The 25,667-nt window shown below is 61.5% G+C and carries 22 protein-coding genes; 16 read left to right on the top strand and 6 right to left on the bottom strand.

What is annotated here, in order from left to right:
* Positions 1–34: 34 nt before the first annotated feature.
* From KHO23_RS18270 to KHO23_RS35570, 3 genes are all read left to right on the top strand, one after another.
* Positions 35–1,273, top strand: coding sequence for an aromatic ring-hydroxylating oxygenase subunit alpha (locus KHO23_RS18270; RefSeq protein WP_211612619.1), 1,239 nt, complete (start codon positions 35–37; stop codon positions 1,271–1,273).
* A 162-nt stretch (positions 1,274–1,435) separates the two neighbouring features.
* On the top strand, positions 1,436–2,425 hold the full coding sequence (locus KHO23_RS18265; RefSeq protein ID WP_211612618.1) for an alpha/beta hydrolase: 990 nt from the start codon (positions 1,436–1,438) through the stop codon (positions 2,423–2,425).
* A gap of 373 nt (positions 2,426–2,798) precedes the next feature.
* Entirely contained in the window at positions 2,799–3,215 is a 417-nt protein-coding gene (locus KHO23_RS35570) for a rubredoxin (RefSeq protein ID WP_211612617.1), read from the top strand.
* A gap of 30 nt (positions 3,216–3,245) precedes the next feature.
* Here the strand turns inward: KHO23_RS35570 and KHO23_RS18250 are convergent, their stop codons facing one another.
* Positions 3,246–4,208: a LysR family transcriptional regulator gene (locus KHO23_RS18250; protein WP_211612616.1), complete on the bottom strand. Its 963-nt coding sequence runs from the start codon at positions 4,206–4,208 to the stop codon at positions 3,246–3,248.
* A gap of 112 nt (positions 4,209–4,320) precedes the next feature.
* Between KHO23_RS18250 and lysA the strand changes: the two genes are divergently transcribed.
* Complete coding sequence (lysA, locus tag KHO23_RS18245; RefSeq protein WP_211612615.1) at positions 4,321–5,562, top strand: diaminopimelate decarboxylase; 1,242 nt, start codon at positions 4,321–4,323, stop codon at positions 5,560–5,562.
* Positions 5,563–5,573: 11 nt separating this feature from the next.
* Here the strand turns inward: lysA and KHO23_RS18240 are convergent, their stop codons facing one another.
* A complete protein-coding gene (locus KHO23_RS18240; RefSeq protein WP_211612614.1) occupies positions 5,574–6,494 on the bottom strand; it encodes a LysR substrate-binding domain-containing protein in 921 nt (306 codons plus the stop codon).
* 123 nt (positions 6,495–6,617) lie between these two features.
* On the opposite strand from KHO23_RS18240, the gene KHO23_RS18235 reads away from it, so the two are divergent.
* Both KHO23_RS18235 and KHO23_RS18230 read left to right on the top strand, forming a co-directional pair.
* Positions 6,618–7,385, top strand: coding sequence for a transporter substrate-binding domain-containing protein (locus KHO23_RS18235; RefSeq protein ID WP_211612613.1), 768 nt, complete (start codon positions 6,618–6,620; stop codon positions 7,383–7,385).
* A 34-nt stretch (positions 7,386–7,419) separates the two neighbouring features.
* Positions 7,420–8,538 carry a succinylglutamate desuccinylase/aspartoacylase family protein gene (locus KHO23_RS18230; protein ID WP_211612612.1) on the top strand — a complete coding sequence of 373 codons (1,119 nt, stop codon included), beginning with the start codon at positions 7,420–7,422 and terminating at the stop codon, positions 8,536–8,538.
* Between the two features lie 411 nt (positions 8,539–8,949).
* On the opposite strand, the gene KHO23_RS18225 is transcribed toward KHO23_RS18230, so the two are convergent.
* Both KHO23_RS18225 and KHO23_RS18220 read right to left on the bottom strand, forming a co-directional pair.
* Entirely contained in the window at positions 8,950–11,103 is a 2,154-nt protein-coding gene (locus tag KHO23_RS18225; RefSeq protein WP_211612611.1) for a phosphocholine-specific phospholipase C, read from the bottom strand.
* 61 nt (positions 11,104–11,164) lie between these two features.
* Positions 11,165–11,479: a hypothetical protein gene (locus KHO23_RS18220; RefSeq protein ID WP_211612610.1), complete on the bottom strand. Its 315-nt coding sequence runs from the start codon at positions 11,477–11,479 to the stop codon at positions 11,165–11,167.
* A 211-nt stretch (positions 11,480–11,690) separates the two neighbouring features.
* Here KHO23_RS18220 and KHO23_RS18215 point away from each other — a divergent pair, with 211 nt between their 5' ends.
* The 5 genes from KHO23_RS18215 (at position 11,691) to KHO23_RS18195 (ending at position 19,781) form a co-directional block, all read left to right on the top strand.
* Positions 11,691–13,709, top strand: coding sequence for an amylo-alpha-1,6-glucosidase (locus tag KHO23_RS18215; RefSeq protein WP_211612609.1), 2,019 nt, complete (start codon positions 11,691–11,693; stop codon positions 13,707–13,709).
* A 51-nt stretch (positions 13,710–13,760) separates the two neighbouring features.
* Positions 13,761–16,583 carry an MGH1-like glycoside hydrolase domain-containing protein gene (locus KHO23_RS18210; RefSeq protein WP_211612608.1) on the top strand — a complete coding sequence of 941 codons (2,823 nt, stop codon included), beginning with the start codon at positions 13,761–13,763 and terminating at the stop codon, positions 16,581–16,583.
* Between the two features lie 21 nt (positions 16,584–16,604).
* Positions 16,605–18,215, top strand: coding sequence for a glucose-6-phosphate dehydrogenase (gene zwf / locus KHO23_RS18205; RefSeq protein WP_211612607.1), 1,611 nt, complete (start codon positions 16,605–16,607; stop codon positions 18,213–18,215).
* 36 nt (positions 18,216–18,251) lie between these two features.
* The gene (locus KHO23_RS18200) at positions 18,252–19,052 is read left to right on the top strand and encodes an ROK family protein (RefSeq protein WP_211612606.1); all 801 of its coding nucleotides are present in this window, start codon (positions 18,252–18,254) and stop codon (positions 19,050–19,052) included.
* 159 nt (positions 19,053–19,211) lie between these two features.
* The gene (locus KHO23_RS18195) at positions 19,212–19,781 is read left to right on the top strand and encodes a YbhB/YbcL family Raf kinase inhibitor-like protein (RefSeq protein WP_211612605.1); all 570 of its coding nucleotides are present in this window, start codon (positions 19,212–19,214) and stop codon (positions 19,779–19,781) included.
* A 63-nt stretch (positions 19,782–19,844) separates the two neighbouring features.
* Here KHO23_RS18195 and KHO23_RS18190 read toward each other — a convergent pair whose 3' ends face one another.
* Positions 19,845–20,840: an aldo/keto reductase gene (locus KHO23_RS18190; protein WP_211612604.1), complete on the bottom strand. Its 996-nt coding sequence runs from the start codon at positions 20,838–20,840 to the stop codon at positions 19,845–19,847.
* Positions 20,841–21,034: 194 nt separating this feature from the next.
* Here KHO23_RS18190 and KHO23_RS18185 point away from each other — a divergent pair, with 194 nt between their 5' ends.
* Positions 21,035–21,724, top strand: coding sequence for a nitroreductase (locus KHO23_RS18185; protein WP_211612603.1), 690 nt, complete (start codon positions 21,035–21,037; stop codon positions 21,722–21,724).
* Between the two features lie 28 nt (positions 21,725–21,752).
* On the top strand, positions 21,753–22,064 hold the full coding sequence (locus tag KHO23_RS18180) for a high-potential iron-sulfur protein (protein WP_211612676.1): 312 nt from the start codon (positions 21,753–21,755) through the stop codon (positions 22,062–22,064).
* Positions 22,065–22,101: 37 nt separating this feature from the next.
* Here the strand turns inward: KHO23_RS18180 and KHO23_RS18175 are convergent, their stop codons facing one another.
* Complete coding sequence (locus tag KHO23_RS18175; protein WP_211612602.1) at positions 22,102–22,452, bottom strand: DOPA 4,5-dioxygenase family protein; 351 nt, start codon at positions 22,450–22,452, stop codon at positions 22,102–22,104.
* A gap of 845 nt (positions 22,453–23,297) precedes the next feature.
* Between KHO23_RS18175 and KHO23_RS18170 the strand changes: the two genes are divergently transcribed.
* The 3 genes from KHO23_RS18170 (at position 23,298) to KHO23_RS18160 (ending at position 25,663) form a co-directional block, all read left to right on the top strand.
* On the top strand, positions 23,298–23,771 hold the full coding sequence (locus KHO23_RS18170; RefSeq protein WP_211612601.1) for a hypothetical protein: 474 nt from the start codon (positions 23,298–23,300) through the stop codon (positions 23,769–23,771).
* Between the two features lie 141 nt (positions 23,772–23,912).
* On the top strand, positions 23,913–24,275 hold the full coding sequence (locus KHO23_RS35115; protein WP_236066904.1) for a hypothetical protein: 363 nt from the start codon (positions 23,913–23,915) through the stop codon (positions 24,273–24,275).
* Between the two features lie 92 nt (positions 24,276–24,367).
* Positions 24,368–25,663 (top strand): TolC family protein, encoded by a 1,296-nt coding sequence (locus KHO23_RS18160; protein WP_211612599.1) that lies wholly within the window; start codon positions 24,368–24,370, stop codon positions 25,661–25,663.
* Positions 25,664–25,667 lie beyond the last annotated feature (4 nt).

Here is a 25,667-nt window from a genome sequence, read left to right as displayed (position 1 = left end):
ACCTTCCAGCCGCTCGTGCACGGAGGCTTCACTCATGCATGCTGTTCCCCCGCTCGAGCAAGACACCGTCGATGCGCCAGTCGATGCGTCGGCCGCTCATGCAGCCGCGCAATCCAACGCCCCAGCAGCCGCGAATGCACACGCGCCTGACCAGGCCTTCAACAACGCCCCCGTGCGCGATCTGCGCCGCGTCGGTATTCACCCTGACTACTGGTATCCGCTCGCGTGGACGCATGAAGTGAAGCGGGGCAAGACGCATGGTGTGACATTCGCGGGGGAGCCGATCGTGCTGGCGCGTACGGAGTCCGGCAAGGTGTTCGCGCTCGAAGATCGCTGCGCGCATCGTCAGGTGCCGTTGCATCAGGGTGTGGTGGACGGTGAATCGATCCGTTGCGGCTATCACGGCTGGACCTACGACTGCGCGGGCACGTGCATCGATGTGCCGTATCTGGGCCGCGAACGTCTGCCGAATGGCGTGCGATCTTATCCGTGCCGCGAAATCGAAGGCCTGATTTTCGTGTTTCCCGGCGATGCCGCTTTGGCCGAAGAGCGGCCGCCACCCGCGTTCGGCGCCGTATCGGACAAGAAGTACAAGACGCGCCGTTTCGGCCGTCCGGTGAATTGCCACTATTCGTTCATGCACGAGAACCTGATGGACATGAACCATCAGTTCCTGCATCGCCGGCAGATGGGGCAAATGCGCGCGCGTTCGCTGGGGCGGCGGCGCGGCGAAGGCTGGGTCGAAGTCGATTACACGTTTGCGCGCATGGCGGGCCAGCAGCCGATCGGCGAAGCGATCGTGTTCGGCCAGAGCCGCAAGACCGGCGGCGACAATGACAAGGACGTGATGACGATCCGCACCGAGTATCCGTATCAGACGCTGCAGATCCGCACGTCCGATCAGACGCTGGTGATGAGTTTGTGGATCGTCTACGTGCCGCTCGATCGCGAGCAGCGCACTAACCGAACGTTCGGCTTGCTGTCGATTCGCAAACCGGGAATACCCGGCGTGCTCGATCTCGCGTGGCCGTTGCTCGTGTGGTTCACCGAACGCATTTTCAAGGAAGACCGCGCCATTGTCGAAGCCGAACAACGCGCGCACGACACGCAGGGCGCGGACTGGAATCACGAGGTGTTTCCGGTCATCAACGAGCTACGTGCGCTGTTGCGCGAGAGCGGCGCGCCGGATCAGCGGGTGGGCGCCGGCACGGGTGGCGAAGCGGTGATCCGCTTCTGGGATTCACGTCGCGGCAACCGATTGTCGAATACCTGATATTCGAGTTTTTTGGCGCTGCGCAGGACCGTACAATCGTCGGCGGCGATGGGTGGCGGGCCAGCGGCGCCGGCTATGGCACGACGCATAAGACGCATGAAGCGCGGGCTCATCGATCGGCAAAATCCAGAATCATAATGAATCGCCCGAGGGGTCCATTCGATGAGTTCCGAACTGCTTGCAGTGGTGCCGGTTGTCGTGTTCCTTGTGGGCCTCGCCATCATGGCGGTGGCGCTTGTGAAGGGCGGGCCCAAACAGCCGCCGCCGCTCGCGTCGATCAATGAGCCTTTCAAGTCGGTCGATACTTCCGATTTACCCCCCGTTGAACGCTATACCGCACGCGATAACGCGGCGCTCGCGTATCGGCGCTATGCGAGCCCGATAACGCGGGTGCGAGGCAGCGCGGTGCTGATCCACGGCTCGTCGGCGAGTGGCGTGAGCCTGCATACCTTGGCGAAGGCGCTCGCCGTGGCTGGTTACGACGTCTACGTGCCCGACATGCGCGGGCATGGTGAATCGGGCAAGAAAGGCGCGATCGCATATATCGGCCAGCTCGAGGACGATCTCAGCGACTTTCTCGACGTGGTTCAGCTGGCCGGGCCGCGCACACTGGTTGGTTTCTCGGCGGGCGGCGGTTTCGCGTTGCGGTTCGCGGGGGATACGCGGCAAATGGCATTCGACCGTTACGTGTTGCTTGCGCCGTTCATTCATCAGAAAGCGCCGACCACGCAGCCCTCCGCCGGCGGGTGGGTGAATGTTGGGTTGCCGCGCGTGATCGTGTTGATGATCCTCAACAAACTGCACATCACGCTTTTCAATCATCTGCCGACGGTGGCCTATGCGTTGTCGCCTGAAGCGGCCGCCAGGCTCACGCCGCAGTACTCGTACAACCTGATGCAGAACTTTCGTCCGCATGAGGATTACCGCGCGGATATCCGGGCGACGCGGCAGCCGACTGAAGTGCTGGTCGGCGCGGACGACGAGGCGTTTCACGCCGGGAAATTTGCTGAGGTCTTTGCGGAAGCGGGGCGTGTGGTGCCGGTCACGATCGTGCCTGGCGTGGCGCATATCGCATTGACGCTCGAAGCGGTGGCTGTTGGCGCGGTTGTGAAGGCGGTGTCTGAGCATGCCGCCGAGGTGGCTCTTTCGTAGGCTGGCTTTCCTTCCGGTGGAGAATGAATCCATCTCCACCCGGGAGGGAATTCAGCCCGATCGAGCGGCGATAATGGCATCTAACACGCACGGGATTGCGCCAATCGAGATGGTCTGGCCTTCGACCCGTGTACCATTTCGCTTTTTCCGATCTTTAAGAACCTCTCCTGTGACTACGCAACAAATCCCTACCGTATCCCGTAAGTCCCTCACGCTGCTGCAATTGTTGGGCCTCATCGGTGCCGCCGGACTGATCGCGGCCATCGTGCTGAACCAGTTCGTCTGACCCGCTCTACCGCCACGAAGCGCTCGCTTCAAGCATCCGACCCTATGCCGGCGCCGGCCGCCGGCTTCATCGATATTCCGACTTCCCATGTACAAGAAGGGCGTAGCCGTAGAAATCCAGTTTTCCCCCGAGCGGCTCAACGACGGCGCCGGCGATCCGTACTGGATCGATTTGACGCAGGCTGAAGCGCAACGGCTACTGGAAAACCTGCAGGCACGCCTTGCCGAAAGCAGTGTGGGCACGGCCGCGCCGTTGGTCGTGAGTCTCGATGAGACGCCGGTGCCGCACGTGGCCGCTGCACCGCATACGTCTGAGGAAAACGCGGCGTCTGCGGACGAATTCAAACAATGGGTCTGCGTGATCTGCGGCTGGATCTACGATGAAGCCGCCGGCGTGCCGGAAGAAGGCATTGCGCCGGGCACCCGCTGGGCAGATGTCCCGGCCGGCTGGCGTTGCCCGCTGTGTGATGTGGGCAAGGAAGATTTTGCGTTGGTTGAGTTTTAAGCTCGGTTTTAACCCCGGCTCTTAAGCAGCTTAGAAATGCTGTCTGGCTTGCACAGCCACGTTGCCGATCCGCTTGCGTTTTGAGTGGGTTTTCAACTGTAGTCGGAGCGCGTCGGCCTCACTCTGTAGCGCTTCGACGAACGCGCCGGCAAGCGGATGACCCGGACGATGCTCCGGATGAACCACGCTCACGCGAAACGGCAGCGACACGGCGAGCGGCCGGATATGCAGATTACGGCCCGCGAAATCGAGCGCGGTAAGCGGATTGACGATAGCCACGCCGAGGCCTTGCCGCACGAAACTGCAAACGGAGACAGCGGTGGGCGTCTCGATCATCTGGCGGCGCGCAATGCCCGCTTGCGTGAAGGCTTCGTCGATCTGAATCCGGTACGGATCGTTTGACGACAGGCTGATGAACGGCTGATTCACCAAATCCTTCAACTCAATCACGCGCCTGGCGAGCAATGGATGCTCATCGGGCAGCACACAGACTTCGTCCACTTCGAGCAACGGCGTCAGGCGGGTTCCGGCGGGCGGCGCACCGTGTTCGGTCAAGCCGAGGTCGTAGCGCTGCGCGGTCAGCCACTCTTCGAGAAACGGCGATTCCTGCGTTGCGATGGAGAGGCTTATGCCGGGCTGTGCGTCGAGGAAACGTTTCGACGCGCCGGGCAGGATCGAATGCGAAAACGCGGGCAAGGCAATGATGGAAAGCTGGCCGCCCTGAAATTCACGCAGGCTTGCTGCCGTGGACGCCACCCGTTCGAGCCCGACATACGCGCGCTTGATTTCGTCGAATAGCGTCAGTGCGGACAGGGTGGGGCGCAATCGACCTTGCACGCGTTCGAACAAGGCAAAGCCGATGCTCTGCTCCATGCGCGCGAGTTCGCGGCTCACCGTGGGTTGTGAGGTGAAGAGCATGTCGGCCGCTTTGGTGACGCTGCCCGCCGTCATCAACGCGCGGAAAACTTCGATATGACGATGAGTGAGCGCCATGATGCCTATATCAGGAGTGAATGAGTCAGCGAAGAATAGGTATTTTACTGAATGACCGGTTTTCCGCATCATTCTGCTCACACCCATGCTTCGATAGTGAGAGCCGCAAATCGTGACCACGTTCAATCCACAACACCTTGTCGAACTCGCGCATCAGTACGGCACCCCCCTTTGGGTTTATGACGCCGACGTGATCCGCCAACGTATCGCCGAATTGCGCCGCTTCGACGTGATCCGTTATGCGCAGAAGGCGTGTTCGAACGTGCACATCCTGAAGCTGATGCGAGACGAAGGGGCGATGGTCGACGCGGTGTCTTCAGGCGAAATCGCGCGCAGTCTCGCGGCGGGTTTCACACCGGATGGCGATCCCGAGGGCGTGGTTTTTACGGCTGACCTCATCGACCACGCGACGCTGGCCACCGTGATCGAGCATCGCATCACGGTCAACGCCGGATCGCTCGATATGCTTGAGCGTGTTGGACAGCATGCGCCGGAAGGTCACCGTGTGTGGCTGCGAATCAATCCCGGTTTCGGCCACGGACACAGCAACAAGACCAACACGGGCGGCGAGCATAGCAAGCACGGCATCTGGCTCGATGACCTGCCGCTGGCGATAGCCATGGTGCGGCGTTATGGGCTGGCGCTGGTCGGGTTGCACATGCATATCGGCTCCGGCGTCGACTACACGCATCTATCGCGCGTGTGCGATGCGATGCTCGAAGCGGTCCAAAGCCTGGGGCACGATATCGAAGCGATTTCGGCGGGTGGTGGTTTGTCGGTGCCATATAGCGAAAGCGAACCGCGGATTGATCCAGAGCATTATTTTCGTCTTTGGGACACGGCGCGGCAGCAGATCGAAGCGCATCTCGGCCATCGCGTGAGACTGGAGATCGAGCCGGGGCGCTTTCTGGTAGCAGAGGCGGGTGTGCTGGTTGCCGAAGTGCACGCGCTGAACCGGCGTCCCAATCGGCAGTTCGCGTTAATCGATGCGGGTTTCAACGATCTGCTGAGGCCATCGTTTTACGGCAGTCATCATGAGATGACGGTGCTGAAAGGCAACGGCATGCCGAGCGACGCGCCGGTTGGCGCTTTCGCAGTGGCCGGGCCGTTGTGCGAAGCGGGCGATGTGTTCACTCAGGAGGCGGGGGGCATCGTCATGAGTCGTTCCATGCCGGCGCCGGAAGTGGGGGACTTCATCGTATTTCACGATGCGGGGGCGTACGGCGCGTCGATGTCATCGAACTACAACAGCCGGCCACTCGCGCCTGAAGTGTTGCTGGAGAACGGTAAGCCGCGTTTGATTCGGCGCAGGCAAACCATCGAGGAGTTGATCGCGCTTGAAACGCTGGGTTGAGCTCGCCGATATCATCGGGCCCGCACGGTGCGCGTGTAGGACGCGATCATTGTCGCGAGTTCTTGCGCGGCGGGCGTGACGGGGATCGCCGCGCGCTGCAGGAGGCACACGTTCTGTTCGATCGCGCGCTCGCGCACGTTGATCGACGTGAGTGTGCTCGCAAACGGCCCGCGCTTCGCGACAATCGACGATTCCAGCGACAGGCAGTCCGTCGCGCCGACCAGATGCAGCGTCTCATACAGACCTTCCACCGTCGCGATGATTTTCGGCGGTGGCAAACCGTGGCTCTCGAACAGATGGTTCAGGCGGTTGACTTGCGGATCGTCGGTGAGATTTGGCGAACGCGTGGCCACCCACGTGCAATCGACAAGTTCGGCAAGCGAGGTCGCGCCCGCTTTAGGATGACCGCGACGGCAGACGATCACCGGGTCGGACGGATAGAGCGGCGTGACAGACAGATCGGCCGTATCAGTATGTTTCGACACTAGCGCGACAGCGAAATCGAGCGTGCCTTCGCGAATCCACGAAATCATCATCCGCGAAGTGCCGGTGCGCAAATGCACCGCGACCCGCTCGAAGCGCGCGCGGAATTCCATCAGCACTGGTGCGAAGGCGTCGACGAGCGGCTCGGTGGTCATGCCGAAGGTCACCTCGCCCGCGTAGTCGCCGCGTAATTGCTGCACTTCCTGCTCGGCCCGCTCGCATTCGCCGAGAATCGCACCGGCGCGCTGCAACAGCCGCTGGCCGAGTGCGGTCAGCGCGATCCCGCGGTTCGTGCGCGTGAATAAGGTCGCGCCCAGCATCGATTCGAGGTTCTGCAACTGCTGCGTGATGCCGCTCTGAGCGTTGCCGAGCGCACGCGACGCCGCGCGGATGCTGCCATGCTCCGCAACAGCGGTGAATGCGCGCAACTGGGAGATCGTCAACGCCATGAAGCATCTCTGTGATCGGTAAAAGTGATCATGATATTACTTTCGGGGCTTCTTTGAGGCGCGACGGCGGCATAGGATGGCCCTGTACTTTGCAGTCATCCGTCCAACTCACACCTGCCTCCCATGAAAATCCCGCTGATGATCTTGAGCGCCGCGCTGGCTTTCAGCAGTGGTGCGTTTGCCGCCGACCCCGCCACGCTGCGCCTCGGTATCGATCCGAGCTACCCGCCGATGGACGCGAAGGCGCCCGACGGCAGCTTCAAAGGTTTCGACGTCGATCTCGGCAATGAAATCTGCCGGCGCATCCACGCGCATTGCCAATGGGTCGAACTCGAGTTCTCGGGAATGATTCCGGCGTTGCAGGCGCGCAAGATCGACGCGATTCTTTCGTCGATGGCGATCACGGAGAAACGCGAGCAACAGATTCTGTTTTCGTCGAAGCTGTTCCAGTTCAAATCGCGGCTGATCGCGCGTCAAGGTTCGGCGCTCGCAGGCGGTACGAATGCGTTGGCGGGTAAGCAGATCGGCGTGCAGTCGGGCACGCAGTTCGAGGGATACGCGTTGAAGAATTGGGCGCCGCTTGGCGCGCATGTGGTCGCGTACAAGAGTCAGGATGAAGTGTTCGCCGACTTGCAGAACGGCCGCCTCGATGGCGCGTTGCTCGGTTCGGTCGAAGCCGACTACGGCTTTCTGCGGACGCCGGCGGGGAAGGGTTTTGCGTTTGTCGGGGAGCCGCTTTCGATGGGTGATCGTGGTGTCGGCATTGGTTTGCGTAAGGATGAGACTGCGGTGCAGGGGTCCATTAACGAGGCGATTGCTTCGATGCTCACGGACGGTACGTACGCGCAGATCGCGAAGAAGTACTTCGACTTCGATCCGTACGGTAATTGATTCTTCTAATTTCTCTTTTATAAACCTTGCGCTCATGAACAAGCAATCGATTCCGCTTCTATCACCGGCTATCGGCACGCACCGCGAACTGGTGTCGTTTCATTTTGGTCCTGCGGATAGTGGACAGAAGATTTACATCCAGTCGTCGTTGCATGCTGATGAAACACCGGCGATGTTGACGACGGTTTTGCTTAAGCGTCGATTGATTGAACTGGAGATGCAGGGTGCGTTGAACGCGGAAATCGTGCTGGTGCCGGTGGCGAATCCTGTTGGACTCGGGCAGTACGTGCTCGGGCAGTTTCTTGGGCGCTTCGATCTGGGCAGTGGCAAGAACTTCAATCGACATTTCATGCAGTTATCGAAGCTGGTGGAGCGGGCTAAGGAGGTGTTGGGTTCGGATGCAGCGGAGAATCGGCGGATTGTTCGTGAGTTGATCGCGGCTGAATTGGCTGAGCAGAAGCCGTTGACTGAGTTCGAGTCGCTGCAATTGGCGTTGCTGAAGCTTTCCTTCGATGCGGATGTGGTGATCGATTTGCATTGTTCTTTGGAAGCGGCGATGCATCTCTATACCAGTGAGGCTGCTTGGCCTGAGTTCGAGGCTTTGTCGCGGTATTTAGGGGCGCGGGCTTCGTTGCTCGCGACTAACTCGGGCGGTGAGTCTTTCGATGAGACGCATAGCTTGCTGTGGTGGAAGTTGCAGCAGGAAATGCCAGCGGATAAGCCTGTGCCGAATGGGACGATTGCTGTAACGGTGGAGTGCCGTGGGCAGCGGGATGTTTCTTATGAAGTGGCGCAGGAGGACGCTGACGCGTTGGTCGATTATCTGGTCTGGCGGAAGGCTATCAGGCTTGATGTTGTTAAACCGTTGCCGGAGTTGTTGTCGCCTGCGACGCCGCTCGCTGGGAGTGAGCAGTTTTATGCGCCGGTTAGCGGGATTCTTATTCATCGCGCGAAGATCGGGGACACCATTCGTGTCGGGCAGGCCTTGTTTGATATCGTCGATCCGTTGACTGATGAGACTACTACTCTGTCTAGCAACACCGAGGGCGTGTTTTATATGCGGCGCGCGATTCGGTTTGTGACGGCTGGGGCGCCGTTGGGGAGGGTGACTGGGGAGCGGGCTTTTAGGACTGGGGTTTTGTTGGGGGCTTGAGGGTTTTTGCCTTCGTGGCGCTTCTTGTCTGGGCTTTTATGGTGTTGGCCTTTCCTTGTTTTGTTAGTGGTCTATTAGCGTTGCCCCTGTGCGGGGCGGGCACCTACTTTTCTTTGCCTGCCGCAAAGAAAAGTAGGCAAAAGAAAGCGGCTCACCCCGCCAGCTCTTAAGCGGGTCCCCTGGCTTGGAGGAGGTAGTGGTGCATCTGGAATCCGTGTTCTCGCACATTCGGCGTGAGTGACAAGGGCGTCATTCTTCCAGCGGCGCTGCGCGCGCCGACGCGTATTTCATTGAACCAACTGGGCGTTTTCGTGCGATGCTCACCCGACGCCCAGTACTTCGTCCGGGTTTCGATCAAGCAGCCCAACAAAGCAGCCACTCAACCGAAGCCCAGCTTGCATCCCCCCGCCCTTAATTCACCACCAACACCGGCGCCACCGCCGCCGGGTCACTAATACTCGGCCGGCCATTCTCCACATGCCCCGCCAGACGACGCGAGAAGCTGGCGTCATCGTTACTCGTCACCGTCAAGTCGTACCAGTGATGGCTCGATGCCAGCACCCACGCCTCTTCAATATGCGCCTCCGCCGGGACCAGCACCGGTCGCGTCCGTGCACCATACGCGTTGTCCGTCACCGTCAAGCGCGCAATACCGCCGCCCTTGTTGCTGAACTTGATAAACACATTGCCGTTCGCAACGTCGTATTGCACCTTGATCTCCGGCAGCGCGCGTCTATCGTGGCCATGCCACCCTGCAGCAGGCGACGTCTGCGCCGTCGCCTGCTGCGTATTACCCGCAAACTTGCGCACGAAGCCGTTCGGTCCAAACACCTCGAACGCGTACACACCGTTCGTCGTCGTCAGATCAAAGGTCTCGCTGAGCGACTTGCCGGCCTCGACCGTGTAGCGCCACGGTCCATCCGTACGATTCGTCGAGTACACGTAGAAATGCGCGCCTTGATCGCCGGCATTCGCAAGCACGATCTCGAACGTGTTCTTCTTCACGTCCGCGTGGCCGTTCACGTGCAATTCATACGGCAACGCACGCGCGAAACGGATGCCGCTCTCCTGCGGATCGATCGGGCCCGGTGTGGCAGGCACAGTCGGCTTCGGCTGCGTCTTGCACTGGTTGTCGGCAATGCTCATGTAGTTGCTCGTGTCGGGCAGCGGCGGCACCTTCGAGTCCGGCGTGCGGAAGTCGAACGCCGTGGTCAGGTCGCCGCACACCGCGCGGCGCCATTGCGTAATGTTCGGCTCAACCACGCCAAAGCGCGTTTCGATGAAGCGAATCACCGAGGTGTGATCGAACACCTGCGAGCACACGAATCCACCCTTGCTCCACGGCGATACGATCGTCATCGGCACGCGCGGGCCGAGGCCGTACGGCAGGCCGTCAGCCGTATAGCTGCCGCCGCGCGCCGGATTCACCACGTTGTGAATCTCGCCGTCGGTGCTGACCGTCGACTGGCCTTGCGCCGGCGTCGTCGCCGGTTGCGGCGGCACGAGGTGGTCGAAAAAGCCGTCGTTCTCGTCGTACATGATGAACAGCACGGTCTTGCTCCACACTTCGGGATTCGACGTCAAGGCATCGAGAATCTGCGACGTGTATTCCGCGCCGTATGCGGGCGTATAGCTCGGGTGCTCGGAATACGCGGCCGGTGGGCACAACCACGACACTTGCGGCAGCTTGTTGGCCAGCACGTCGGCCTTCAGATCGTCGATGGTGCGCACGGTTTGCGCACGCTCGTACAGCGGCGAGCCCGGCTGCGCGTTGATGAAATTCGCGAAGTTCTGCAGAACGTTGGTGCCATAGTTACCGTTCAACGGATCGGCGCCAGTTAGACCCTGCTGATACACCTGCCACGAAATACCCGCGGCTTGCAGGCGTTCCGGATACGTGGTCCACGAGAGCAACTGGTAATTCGGCGGACCGTCGCCGTCGACGAAATCGCTGTTGTCGAGCAGCGGACCGCCCATCGTGCCGCTCGGATCGACCATGCCGGTCATCAGATACGAACGGTTCGGGTGTGTCGGTCCCGGCAGCGAGCAGAAGTAGGCGTCGCAAATGGTGAACGCGTCGGCCAGCGCGTAGTGGAACGGAATGTCGCTGCGCAGGTGATAGCCCATCGTCATGTCGGTCTTGTTCGCGGGCCACTGGTCGTAGCGGCCGCCGTCAATCGCCGCATGGGTTTTATACCAGGTGTGGTCGAGGTCGCCGACGCATTGCGCGCTGGTCGTCGCCGTGTTCAGATGGAACGGCAGCACCGGCTGGGTCGGGTCTTCTTTCGACGGTTGATACCACACGGGCTTGCCACCCGGCAGCGGAATCGGGAAGCGGTCGTTGTAGCCCCGCACGCCACGCAGGTGGCCGTAGTAGTGGTCGAAGGAACGGTTCTCCTGCATGAACACGACGATGTGCTCGACATCGCGGATCGTGCCGGTGCGCGAAAACGCGGGCACGGCAAGCGCATTGCGAATGGACTCGGGCAGCGCGGTCAGCGCGGCGGCAGCGCCGGCGGATGAGGCCACGGTCTGCAGGAAACGGCGACGGCTATTTGATGTCATCGAATATCCCCTTCTGCGGGTAGAGAAAGAATAGCGCGCCGCGCGCGCCGGTGGAGTCAGGTCAGTTGCTATTGGCGTTGTCGCCCGGTGCGTAATGCATCACGGGCGCGACTTGCTGGCTGTCGGCAGCGAGGCTCGCTTGCATGATTTGGGTGATGGCGTCGGAGGCGGCAGCGGGGCCGGCTGCGAGTGGCGCCGACGCGTTGGGTATGCCACCCGCCGGGGCTATCGTGGCGCTTAGCGCGGCATTGTTATGAGTAGCGCCCGGCGATGGGCTCGTTGAAGGCGGATTGGAGTCACCGGCGCCACAACCGCTCAAAGCGAAAGTTGCAAGTGCAACGAAAACGACGCTGGCCAGGCGAGTATCTGTTCTCATGTCTGCATCCATTGTGTGGCGGCGGATGCAGTCTCCATTCCTTTCGAGAAATAATTGTGAAACGTTTGCGAGTGAACCAGGCTTAACAATTGGCGTCAGTTAATCGAAAGGAAGTGGAAGGCGATAAGCAGGAGAATAGTCACGGTAACGCCACGCGCCTGAAGTCCAGGCACACCGAAAGATTTGCGGTTTGCATCACTCCGGTACGTGCATGACACACATCGACAGACCTTTCGACATCACGCGTCTCGAAGACGAATGGCTTGAAGCAGACGGCTTCGGCGGCTTCGCTTCGGGAACCGTCGGCACGCTGCGCACACGCCGCTATCACGCGTTGCTGCTTACCGCCACGCGCACGCCAGGCGGGCGCGTGGTGCTCGTCAACGGCATCGAAGCGTGGCTCGAAGCGGACGGCAAGCGTTATCCATTAAGCATGCAACGGTACGTGCCGGACGTGATCTATCCTGACCTGAGCGCGAGTCTTCTCGCGTTCAGTACCGAGCCATGGCCCACGTGGCGCTTCCAACCTGATTCTCAGAGCGTGGTGACGGCCGAGGTGTTCGTGAGCAAGGCAACGCGCGAAACGGTTTTGCGCTGGCGGCTGGAAGGTTCAGGCGTAGCGTCTGCAGCGAGCGCGTTCAGTCTGAAAGTCAGACCCTTGCTGTCCGGCCGCGATTATCACGCGCTGCATCACGAGAATTCCGCATTCAACTTCAGCGCGCAGACAAGCGGCGACCTGGCCTGCGCGAGTTGGCAACCCTATGGCGACCTGCCCGTTATCAACGCGGTAACAAACGGCGTCTACGGGCACGCGCCTGACTGGTACCGAAACTTCTGCTACGTTCTTGAGCGCGAGCGTGGCCTTGATTTCAGCGAGGACCTCGCCACGCCGGGTGTGTTCAGCTTCGATCTTGCCGATGGCGAAGCGGTGATGATATTGAGCGCGTCGATCGCATCCTCAGCGTCGGCAATGGGGTCGGCCGGCATCGCCGCCTGTACAACGGCGTTGCCAGGCATCAAATTAGCCATTGCCCACGCCACCGAACTCGCACGCATCGAACAGCAGCGCCGCGGCGCCCTCGGCTCACGCCTGCAGCGTTCTGCCGATGCTTACGTCGTAGCGCGTAACGAAGGCCGCACGATCCTCGCCGGCTTTCCGTGGTTCACCGATTGGGGCCGCGACACGTTCATCGCCATGCGCGGCCTGCTAATCGCGACGGGCCGCCTCGACGAAGCCGAAGCGATCCTGCTCGAATGGTCGGGCACCTTGTCCGAAGGCATGTTGCCGAATCGTTTCCCCGACTATGGCGATACTCCGGAATACAACTCCGTGGATGCATCGTTATGGTTCGTCATTGCCGTCCACGACTATCTGGCGACGAACCACGCGAAAGCGGACACCCGAACGCGCCTGCAGCAGGCCGTCGACACCATCCTCACGGGTTACACGAACGGCACGCGCTTCAACATCAAGGCCTCCGCCGACGACGGCCTCCTGAGCGCCGGCGTCCCTGGCGTACAACTTACGTGGATGGACGCAAAGGTCGGCGACTGGGTGGTCACGCCGCGCATCGGCAAACCCGTGGAAGTGCAGGCGCTCTGGATCAACGCGTTGCGCATTGCAGCAACGTGGAATCCGCAGTGGCAGCAGGCAGCACAGCGAGCGTTGCAAGCGTTTCTTGAACGCTTTACCGATCCGTCGACGCAAGGGCTTGTCGACAACGTCGACGTGGATTTCGTGAAAGGCGCAGTGGATCGCTCGATCCGCCCGAACCAGATCTTTGCCGTTGGCGGTCTTCCGTTTCCCTTGCTCGAAGGCGTAGCGGCGCGCGCAGTGGTCGATCAGGTCGAAGCTCAGTTGCTCACGCCGCTAGGCCTCAGAACGCTGGCCTCGTCCGATCCGGCCTATCGCGGGCACTATGGCGGTACGCCGCTGGAGCGCGATGGCGCCTATCATCAAGGAACGGTCTGGCCATGGCTGCTAGGCCCGTTCGTCGAAGCATGGCTGCGAGTTCACGGCGCCGGGCCGGATGCCCGTGCACAAGCCAAAGCGCGCTTTCTCGACCCGCTGTACGCGCATCTCGATCACACCGGCCTCGACCATCTCTCCGAAATCGCCGACGGCGATGCTCCGCACACGCCCGCCGGCACGCCGTTTCAGGCGTGGTCGCTGGGGGAATTGCTGCGTATAGAAAACCTGCTTGCCCGATTGGAGTCCATCGGCCCTTAAACCGCGCTACGATGTGAGTCCCACCGCCAGGCCCGACGCAAGGACATCGTCATGCCACCGCTGCGCGCTGCCAATCTGCTCGACACGATCGAAGGTTCTCGCCTCCACTCCGCCGACTGTGCCCATTGGCAACGCTGGGGGCCGTATCTCAGCGAGCGCCAGTGGGGCACGGTGCGCGAGGATTACAGCGCGGACGGCACCGCCTGGGACCACTTTCCGCACGACCACGCGCGCAGCCGCGCCTACCGTTGGGGCGAAGACGGCATCGCCGGTTTCGGCGACGACAAACTTAGCTGGTGCGTGTCGCTCGCGCTGTGGAACCGCAAAGACCCGATCCTGAAGGAACGTCTGTTCGGCCTCACCAACGCGCAGGGCAATCACGGCGAAGACGTGAAGGAGCTGTACTTCTACGTCGATGGCACACCTACGCATTCGTACATGCGGATGCTCTACAAGTATCCGCATGCCGCCTTTCCGTACGACGACCTGGTTCAGGAAAACGCACGGCGTGGCGGTGACATGCCGGAATACGAAATCCTCGACACCGGCGTGTTCGACGATTTGCGCTACTTCGACGTGCAGGTCGAATACGCGAAACATGGGCCCGACGACATCCTGATGCGTGTGACGATCGAGAATCGCGCGGACGAGGGGGCCTCGCTCGACGTGCTGCCGCAAATCTGGGCGCGCAATTCGTGGTCGTGGAAGGAGAACAAGGACAAGCCGTCGCTCGTAGCAGGCAAGGATCACGACGGTGGGGCTCACGTGATCGGCCGCCAGCATGGCCATGAGCCGATCGTCGTGACAGCGTGGTCGAAAGACGCGCCGCAGATGGCGTGGCTGTTCTGCGAGAACGACACGAACGTCAAGCGCCTGTTCAACATGGACGGTACCGGGCCGTTCAAGGACGGCTTCAATGACTACCTCGTCCACGGTGACGAACAGGCGATACGCCGCGACGCCGGCACCAAGGCGGGCGCGCACGCCTCGATTGAACTCGGCCCGCATGGCCGCGCCGTGGTGTACATGCGCTGGCGTCCGCAGTCGAGTCCCGATGACACGCAACTGGATGCCGACGCGGTGTTCGCTCACCGCATTGCCGAGGCCGACGAGTTCTATGGCGCGCTGCAACACGAGATCGACGATCCCGACGCGCGCCTCGTGCAGCGCCAGGCGCTCGCCGGCATGTTGTGGTCCAAGCAGTACTACCAGTACGACGTGCAGCGCTGGCTCGAAGGCGATCCGCTGCAACCCAGGCCGCCCGAGTCCCGCAAGCACGGCCGCAATGTGGACTGGCGGCATCTGTGCAACGCGGACATCGTGTCGATGCCCGATAAGTGGGAATACCCGTGGTACGCGTCGTGGGACCTGGCGTTTCATGCGACCGCGTTCGCGCTGATCGATCCCGCGTTTGCCAAGCGTCAATTGCTGCTGCTGGTGAAGGACCGCTTTCAGCATCCGAACGGCCAGATGCCCGCCTACGAATGGGCACTCGGCGACGCGAATCCCCCTGTGCATGCCTGGGCTGCCTGGCGCGTGTATGAAATCGACCGTGCGCTCACCGGCAAAGCGGACCGCGATTTTCTCGAACTTGTCTTCCACAAGCTGCTGCTGAACTTCACGTGGTGGGTGAACCGCAAGGATGCGGACGGTCGCAACATTTTCCAGGGCGGCTTTCTCGGGCTGGACAACGTCGGCATTTTCGACCGTTCGTCGCCGCTACCTACCGGCGGCCATATCGATCAGGCCGACGGCACCGCGTGGATGGCCGCGTACGCGCTCGACCTGATGCGGATCGCGCTCGAACTGGCGTATGCGAACCACGTGTTCGTCGATATCGGCGTGAAGTTCTTCGAGCACTTCCTGTATATCGCCGAGGCCGTGAGTTGCGACGACGGTTGCGATACCGGTCTGTGGGACAGCGAAGATGAATTCTTCTACGACAAGCTGCGCCTGCCCGACGGTAGCAACATTCCGATGCGCCTGCGCTCGATCGTCGGTCTGATTCCGCTTTTCGCCGTGCACGTGCTTGAAGAACGTCTGCATGGGCGCTTGCCGGGTCTGCGCGAGCGGCTCGTCTGGTTCCTCGAACATCGTCCCGATCTGGCGAAGCTGGTTTCGCGCTGGAACCAGCCCGGCAAGGGCAATGCGCTGCTGCTCTCGCTATTGCGCGGGCATCGGATGAAAGCATTGCTGCGCCGTGCGCTCGACGAAAGCGAATTCCTCTCCGATCACGGCGTGCGGGCGCTGTCGCAATTCCATCGCGACCATCCGTTCGAGTTCAACCACAACGGCACCCGTGTCACCGTCAAGTATCTGCCGGCCGAATCCGACACACGCGTGTTCGGCGGCAATTCGAACTGGCGCGGACCGGTGTGGATGCCGGTGAACTATCTGCTGATTGAATCGCTGTACGAATTTCATCGCTACTATGGCGACGATTTCCGCGTCGAATATCCGACTGGCTCGGGGCAGAAGTTCTCGCTCAGCGAAATCGGCGATGAACTGGCGCGCCGCGCGACCACCCTGTTCCTCAAGGACAAAAACGGTGAACGTCCGGTGATGGGCGCGTATCCACTCTTGCAGGCCGATCCGCGTTCGCGCGATCTCGTGCTGTTCCATGAGTATTTTCATGGCGACAACGGGCGCGGTGTGGGCGCGTCGCATCAAACCGGCTGGAGCGGGCTGGTGGCGCTGCTGCTGCAGCCGAGGGCATTGGCCGCATCAGGTAGTGTGCCGCTGGCCGGCGAGCCGGACCGGGCGCCCATGCCAACATCACCAACCTCGACTTCGGCGCCTGCCCCCGCATGCCCGCCCGAGTCTGCGCCCGAACCTGCGTCTGCGTCTGCGCTGGCAACGGCAGTGACCAAGTAACGGCTTCCTTAGGCGAATCCCATGTCGACTACTCCGAATACCTCCATGACCACTAGCCACGAACCCAGTTGCAAAGTCAGGGCGGGTCCGCATGAGGGACCGTCGTCGCCTGCCGGCAAGCGGCCCGCGCCGCCTTGCACGCTGGTGATCTTCGGTGCGGGCGGCGATCTGACCAAGCGGCTGCTGATGCCCGCGCTCTACAACCTCGCGGTGGACGGCCTGCTCGACGACGGCATGAAGATCGTCGGCGTCAATCACGGCGCGCGCGAGACGGGCGCATGGCGCGAAGACCTGCACACGTCGCTGCAACAGTTCGCCGCCGACAAGGCCAGCACCTTCCATGCGGGCAAGCTCGACGACAAAGCGTGGGACTGGGTCGCGCAACGGCTCGAATACATGGCCGGCGAGTTCGAAACCGACGATACGTTCGCGAAGCTCAAGCAAAAGCTCGATCAATCGCCGGGCGGCAATGTGATTTTTTACCTGGCGGTCAGCTCGCGCTTTTTCAAACCGATTGTCGAGCATCTCGGCAAGGCGGGCTTGCTGAAAGAAGGCGAGGGTGGCGCTGGCGGCGCGGGTGGCTTCCGCCGCCTCGTGATCGAGAAGCCGTTCGGCACCGATCTCGCTTCGGCACGCGATTTGAACGCGCACATTCTGTCGTACGCGAACGAGTCGCAGGTGTATCGCATCGATCACTTTCTCGGCAAGGACACGGTGCAGAGCATTCTCGCGGTGCGCTTCGCGAATGCGTTGTTCGAACCGATCTGGCGGCGCGAATATATCGACAGCGTCCAGATCACGGCGGCCGAAACGATCGGCGTGGAAGGGCGCGGCAAGTTTTACGAGCAGACCGGCGCGTTCCGCGACATGCTGCCGAACCATCTGTTCCAGTTGCTTGGCATGGTCGCCATGGAACCGCCCAATTCGTTCGATGCCGAAGCCGTGCGCGACAAGAAGGCTGAAATCTTCGACGCAATCCAGCCGCTGACGGCCGGCGACGTCGTCTTCGGTCAATACGAAAAGGGCCCGGCGGGTGTCGGCTATCGTGAGGAGCCGGACGTCGCCCCGGACAGCACGACGGAAACCTACGCCGCCGCGCGCGTGTACGTCGAAAACTGGCGTTGGGCGGGCGTGCCGTTCTATCTGCGCACCGGTAAGCGGCTTGCCGCGCGCCGCACGGAGATCTCGGTGCAACTGAAGCCGGTGCCGTTCCGCCTGTTCCGCGACACGCCGGTCGACGCGCTGACGCCGAACGTGCTGACCTTGCGCATCGATCCCGCGCACGGCACGAGTTTCGATTTCAACGTGAAGACGCCAGGGCCGGTGATGCGGGTCGGCGCGGTTCAATCTTCGTTCGACTACGCCGACTTCTTCGCCGACCAGGCCAATGTCGGCTACGAGACCTTGCTGTACGACTGTATGCTGGGCGACGAGACATTGTTCCAGCGCGCCGACAGCATCGAAACGAGCTGGTGCGCGGTGGACGATGTGCTGCACCCGAAGGCTGGCGGCGCGATACCGGTGCATGCTTATGCGGCTGGCAGCGAAGGGCCTGCCGAAGCGGACGCGCTGCTCGCACGCGACGGCCATGCATGGCGGCCTTTGAAGCCGGCTGCAGTCGAGAAGAAGTAACTCCATGAGACGCACCGACACAACCGGGGGGATACCGTGGTTACACGTAAGACGAAAGTAAAAAGCAGTACCGAGCGAATTCTGGCGATCGACGTGGGTGGCACCGGCTTGAAAGCCGCGATCATCGATGCGGAAGGGCAGATGAAAACCGAGCGTTTGCGCGTGCCGACGCCGCATCCGTGCACGCCGGACCAACTGGTGGATGCATTGGCAAAGCTGGTTCAGCCGCTTGTCGAAAAGGAGGCGCCCACCCTGATGTCGATCGGCTTTCCTGGCGTGGTGCGTAACAACCGCATTCTGACGGCGCCGCACTTTGGCGTTGAAGGCTGGCACGACATTCCGCTGGCGGATTCGCTGGCGCAGCGCCTGGGTGGCCTGCCGGTGCGGATGATCAACGACGCCGAGATGCAGGGCTTTGCCGCGATTGAAGGTCATGGGCTCGAATTCGTGCTCACGCTCGGCACAGGCGCGGGCACGGCACTGTTTCGCGATGGCGAGCTGATGCCTCACCTCGAGCTTGCACATCATCCCGTCAGCAAGAAGGGTGTGGCGTACGACGAGTACATCGGCGACGCGGCGCGCGAGAAGACGGGGAATAAGCGTTGGAATCGCCGGGTGCAGAAGGTGATCGGGATTCTCGATTCGCTGGTGAACTACGACAAGCTGTGGATTGGTGGTGGCAACGCGGCGCGGCTGACGTTCAAGTTGCCCGCGAATGTCGCGACAGTATCGAACGACGCGGGGATCGAAGGCGGCGCGCGGCTGTGGCATCCGATGTCATTGCGTGAAACGCGGCAATTGCCGGAAGCGAATCAGCGGACCGGCCGGTTCAAGTGATGTGCGTGTCGATGAGTTGGGCGATTCGTGCTGTATCGGCGGAATAACCGGCCGTGTTGATACGTTTGCCATCCAGGGCCGCGACACCTGCGCTCGCGCGATTCCTCGTGGCCGCTGTTTCCGGCTGGCCATCAAACCTGAAACGGAGGACGGTCAACAATGAGTCGAATCCATGACGCCGGAGTTGCACGACGCCTGCTTGCTGCCGGTGTTTGCGTCTCGCTGGCCCTGGCTGCGGTAAGTGTTCGCGCGGCTGATGCCTTCGCGCTGTCGTCGCCTGGTGTGGCCGATGGTGGCACGCTGGATGCGAGCCATGGGGCGAGTGCGAACAATTGCGGTGGCGGGAACGTGTCGCCGGCCTTGCAATGGCGCAACGCGCCTGCCGGCACGAAGAGTTATGCGATTACTATTTTCGATCCGGACGGCGCGAAGGGATTGGGGATTGTGCATTGGGTGCTATATGGCATCGCTTCCTCTGCGACCGGGCTCGATGCCGGCGCTACGCCGCCGGCCGGGAGCGTGGCCGGAACGAACCGGACTGGCGGCCCGGGATATTACGGACCCTGTCCACCGGTCGGAGAGGTTCCGCATCACTACCTCGCGCAGATTTACGCGCTTGATCTACCGCCCGACGCATTGCCGGCAGGATTGACGCGGGACGCGTTGCAAGCGGCGATGAAGAATCATGTGCTTGCCGCGACCAGTACGGTGCTGCGATACGGGCGGTGACTTCTCCTGCCATTGAAGGCGGCGACCGGGCAACCAACCCGCGCAGCCGTCAAAAGCAATGCACTACCTGGCGGCATCGCCCCATCGATATTCCAGACTGACCTCGTCGAGCTGCGCCTTGACTTGTGCGTCGAGCACAAGCTCCGAAGCAGCCAGCGTATCGGTCAGTTGCTCGGCGCGGCTGGCGCCAATAATTGCCGAGGTAATGAGCGGATTAGCCAACACCCACGCAAGCGAAACCCGAGTCAAAGACTCGCCTGTCGGTGTCGCAATCGCTTTCAGTTTTTCGATCGTTTCGAACTCGCGCTGATGCCAGTACCGCTCCTGGTACATCGCCCCCGCCTTGCCGACTGTTTCGGTGAATCGCCCGGACGTGGGCGCTGCATCCACTCGATGCTTACCTGTCAGCAAGCCACCCGCCAGCGGGTTATAAGGCATCACGGCGAGTTGTTCTTCAGCCGCCAGCGGCAACAACTCCCTCTCGATCTGCCGAAACAGCAGGTTATACCGGGGCTGCACCGATACAAACCGCGACATGCGCAACACGTCGGCGCGGCCCAGAGCCCGCGCCAGCCGATAGGCCAGAAAATTCGACACGCCGATATACCGTGCCTTGCCCGATCGTACGATCACATCCAGCGCCTCCAGCGTTTCATCGAGCGGCGTATTGGCGTCGTCGGAATGGAGCTGGTACAGGTCCACGTAGTCCGTGCCGAGCCGTCGCAGCGATGCGTCGATCGCGTCCAGCAGATGCTTGCGCGATGCGCCTTGATCCCATGCAGCCGGCCCCATCTTGCCGACCGCCTTGGTCGCCAGAATGAAGCGGTCGCGTTTGCCCTTCAGCCACCGGCCGACGATCTCCTCCGTTCGCCCGGCAATGCTCTCGCCACCGCCGAGCGGATAAACATTGGCGGTATCGATGAAGTTCACGCCGGCATCCGCCGCCGTGTCGAGAATGCGATGCGAATCGTTTTCTTCAGTCTGCAGGCCAAAGGTCATCGTGCCGAGGCACAGGCGCGAAACGGTCAGGCCGGTGCGGCCGAATTTGCGGTATTGCATGGTCAACTCCGAAGCAGGACGGAATGGTTGCGGTATGCGGTGTTGCAAAAAAGGATAAACGATGTGGCGATTTCGCGTTCGATCGCCCGTGGCTCGCCCGCCCGGAACCCTGCATGCCCGCCAGCGGGAAAGTAGGCACCCGCGCTAGAATCTTCGCAGACCTCCAAACTGTTGGCCCCACCGGAATTCTGCCGATGACCCCACCCCCCAGTCAGGTCGACGCCGCGCTGATGTCGCGGCGCTCGATCCGCGCCTTTCTGCCCACGCCGGTCGCGCGCGCCGATATCGAAGCGATTCTCGAAACGGCCAGCCGCGCGCCATCGGGCACCAACACTCAACCGTGGAAGGTGTACGTGGTGACGGGGGAGTCGCTCGTGCGAGTGTCGCAGGCACTGGTCGCCGCCTATAACGATCCCCGGCGCGATACGCTGTACCAGGAAGAGTATCGCTACTACCCCCATCAATGGGTGTCGCCGTATATTGACCGCCGCCGCAAGATCGGCTGGGATCTGTACGGCCTGCTGGGTATCGAAAAGGGCGACAAGGCGCGCATGCATGAACAGCACGCGCAGAACTACCGGTTTTTCGGCGCGCCGGTCGGCCTGTTCTTTACGATCGAGCGGGTGATGGAGCGCGGCAGCTGGCTCGACTACGGCATGTTCCTGCAAGCGATCATGGCGGCGGCGCGCGGGCGCGGCCTCGACACCTGCCCGCAGGCCGCATTTACGCCGTTTCATCGGGTGATTACCGAACATCTCGGTCTGCCGGCCGAAGAGCAACTGGTGTGCGGCATGTCGCTCGGTTTCGCCGACGAAAGCGCGCTGGTCAATACGTTACGCACCGAGCGCGAACCGGTTGAACGGTTCACGCGATTCTTCGATTGACGGTTTCTCCCCTTCCCCTCGGACCATGATGAAAACCTCACGCCGCCATTTTCTGATGCTGAGTGCAAGCATGAGCTCATCGCTCATGTTGTCCCGCATCGCGTTCGCCGACACCGCGAACACATTGAGCGAAGCTGATCCGAAGGCGCAGGCCGTCGGCTATAAAGAAGACGCATCAAACGTCGACAAGGCGAAATTCCCCGGCTATACCGCCGGGCAAACCTGCGCCAACTGCTCGCTATTCCAGGGTAAAGCCACGGACGCCTACGGCGGCTGCACGCTGTTCGGCGACAAGCAGGTCGCCGCGCGCGGCTGGTGCAGTTCGTATTCGAATATGTGAGCGCGCGCGGGGAGGGGTGATTAAAAACGCCCTGGCCCTAGTTCAAAGCACTCAGTACCAGATTATGCGAATGACCGATCCATATCGCGGCGTCGCGGTGGTCACGCAAGGCGTCGCCGGTATTTGGGTGCAGAAAAATATCGAGCGCACCGTGATTCAGCGTGAGCCAGCCGACGAGTTCGGCGAACTGTTCCGGCGCGAATGCGAGCTGATACGACCACATCGGGTGCGGGCCGACCGGGCGTTCGTGAAAGCGGCCCATTTGCAGCTTGCCGTTCCAGTGCGCTTCGATCAGCTCGCGAAAGGTCCATGCGGCGTCGCGGCTGCCTGAATCGAAATAGATGTGGGCGTGCCAGCTCTCGATGACTGTGGTGTCGCGAAGGGTCATATGAGGGTCCGTTGCGGTTCCGTTTTTATCAGACGCTCATTCTGCTTGAGTTTCCGCGCACGCGTGCGGCGCATAGCTCATGTGGAATGTTCCCGGCTCTCAACTTCATGGTTCACGTCTGAAGAAACCGCCGCGCCGCGCCGATTCGGCAAACTGACCTGCCAATTCCCCTCGTTTCGCGCAATTGCATTCGCGCGCCTTCACATAAACTGTTTTCCATGGAGCGACAAGTCACCGAGCCCATCGACGCGGTCTTCCCCCGCGTTGTTTTGAACCGTACCGTTGATAGCAGTGTGCCGCGCTTGTCTCGCGTGGCAGGGCAGTGAAGCAGCAGGAAGTCGAAGCAATGCAAATAGTGCGCAATCGAAGCAACAATGCGCGCGAATCAGCAGGGGGTTGCAGCGAGGTGATGTTGATTGCGAGGGACCGAGCTGTAACGTAGTGGCAGTTCAAGTAGCAACAGCTTTGTTAGTTTTTGGTGGTTATAGGTCGGCAAGCATCCACGCGCCTGTACGACTCTCCATCCTGTCCGACCCTGTTCCCTCGCGGGAACAGGGTTTTTTTTCGTCGGTGCGGCCAGTGCGACTTGTAATTCGCCTCTCCGACTTTATATGGCAGCGTTGCATTTCCGGCCCGCAGAAGAGGAAAGTCTGCGCGCGCGGCGAGATGTCACGTGCAGTCGAGACTTTGAGTCGTTTAAGTCTGTCTTAATAGTTGCTTGCCATGATGGCTGCACAGACTCACATTAGGGCCTGTCAAGCCGCCGGCACATCGGCGGCATTTGCCACCGGAGAACACACCATTGGGTGGCAAAGCCAAGAGTTAGCGAAGGAGGTTAAATCCCTATGTCCAGTAAATCGCGAGTCCACAAGCACACCCAGCCGGCCATGTCCCCGCTGCTGCGCGCGCTGACCTTTAGCCGCACCGCCCACGAGCCGGTCACCACGGCGATGCTCCTGCAGTGCTATACGGCCCTCGATACATTCCGGCGCGGCCGAGGCTCGCGGGATTTGCATCTGACCTTGAGCCGGCATTTGCTGGTGTCGCAAGAGTTGGCGCGTCTGGGGCTTGGAGAAGACGTTCTTGCCGATATCGAAAGCGCGCACGCGGCGATGGCGCAGCTCGACGCGCGTGAGCATCAGGACGGCGCCTGGATTCTCGAGGACGGCGAATACGCCCGTCTTTGCACGGCGCTGGCAATTCTGGACGGCCAACTGTCCGCCGCATCGTTGAGCGAAATCGCGAACGCGGAAGCGAAGATGGTCGAGGGGCTGATGAGATCGGCTCGCGCGCAAGCTATTGTCGAAGCGGTGGCTTAAGCCCCGTAGCGGCTCTGCTGCGACTCACGCAGAAACAAAAGACGCCCTGCTTACATGGGGCGTTTTTGTATTTCAGGGCATATTCCGTTGCTTGCCAATCCGATGCACCACGGTTAAAGCACCGCGGCTATAATCTCGGTCATGAAATTTCTGCGGACTTTGCTCCTCCTGTTGCTGTGTGCCGCGCTGCCCATGAGTGGGCTGGCGGCCAGCGGCTTGACGGGAGAATGTCCCATGCAGATGAGCATGAACGCCGACGAGGGCGACTCGATGTCGGCGGACATGCCCAGCTGCGAGTCCACGCGGTCATCGCAGATCGAAAAAGCCAAGAGCTCGTTCTGCAAGGTAACGTCGCAATGCCAGCTTGGCAGTCTGTACCACCCGGTCTCCCCGACCGGAATAACCCGGCCTGCCGGGTTATCGAGCACGGTTGCTTTCCACTACACGCAGTCGCTGCCGGTCCGTGAGCCGACCGGCTTGTGGCGACCTCCTCGCGCCATCTAATCCCTTGCTGACAGGTTCACCGCATTTGCGGTGAGGTCGTCCTGCGTCCAGGACGTGGACTCCCTTTGGGAGTTCGCCGTTGGGGTTAGAACATGCCATTCATTTTTTGCACGCCGTCAAACCGGCGTGCGCCACTGCGCGCGCGCTCGCTTTTCGCCGCGCTGATTTTCGCGAGCGGCGCGGCACACGCTCAGGAAGCAAGCTACACGCTCGACGCGGCGCTTCAGGCCGCGACCGACCGTTCTTCCGCCATGGGGGCCGCGCAGGCATCCGTGCGCGCCAGCTCCAATGCCGCAGCGCGGGCCGGGCAGTTGCCCGATCCGATGCTCAAAGCAGGTATCGACAACCTGCCGGTGAACGGACCGCAACGGTTCACCATCGGTCAGGACTTCATGACGATGCGCCGTATCGGCATCGAACAGGAATGGGTCTCCGCCGATAAACGCCGCCTGAGCACCGACCGGGCGAACGATGTGGTGGACCGCGAGCGCGCCGGATATCTGGTGCAGCTCGTGAATACCCGGCAGCAAACGGCTGCTGCGTGGCTGACCGCCGTCTATGCCAAGCAGGCGCTCGTGTTGCAGCGGGATCTGGTGCGTCATATGGAGCACGAACTGGATGCGACACAAGCGTCTTATCGTGGAGCGAAGGCATCGGCATCCGACGTCGTGCAAGCCCAGGCGATGCTCGCGCAAACGCAGGATCAGCAACTCAAGGCCCAACAGACGTTTCAAACCGCGCTCATCGGCCTGTCCCGCTGGACTGCTACGCCCGTTTCCGATGTGAGCGGCGATCCGCCCGCGCCGCAATCGTATGTCGCGTCCCTGCCACCCGACGAGCTGCGCGATGTTCAACCGGTGCTCATTGCCGCGTCGCGGGACATCGCGGTAGCCGACGCCGATACGGCCGTCGCCAATAGCAACCGCAGTCCTAACTGGACGTGGGAAGTCTCTTATCAGCAGCGCGGCGGGCAGTACTCGAACATGGTGTCGGTCGGCGTCAGCATTCCGTTGCCAATCAATCGCAAGAATCGCCAGGACCGCGACGCCGCGGAGAAAGCGGAACTCGGCACCAAAGCACGGCTGATGTACGAAGACGCCGAGCGGCAAGTCGAAGCGGATATCCGCACGCAGTCGGCCACGCTCGCCAGCGGCCGCGAGCGCATCGTCCATCTCACCGACTCTCTGCTGCCCGCTGCGGATCGCCGCGTCCAGCTTGCTGCCGTGGCCTATCAGGCGGGTAGCAGCTCGCTCGCGGACGCGTTTGCCGCCCGACGTGCGTTGCTCGACGCTCAACTACAGGTGCTTGATCTTCGGCGCGAGGTGTCCCAGACATGGGCCCAGCTCGAATACCAGGTTGTGCCCGCGTCGATGTCCATCAGCCAGTGAAGGA

Origin of the sequence: Paraburkholderia haematera (assembly GCF_905220975.1) — a bacterium.
GTDB lineage: Bacteria > Pseudomonadota > Gammaproteobacteria > Burkholderiales > Burkholderiaceae > Paraburkholderia > Paraburkholderia haematera.
This window is presented reverse-complemented; position numbering and strand designations above follow the sequence as displayed.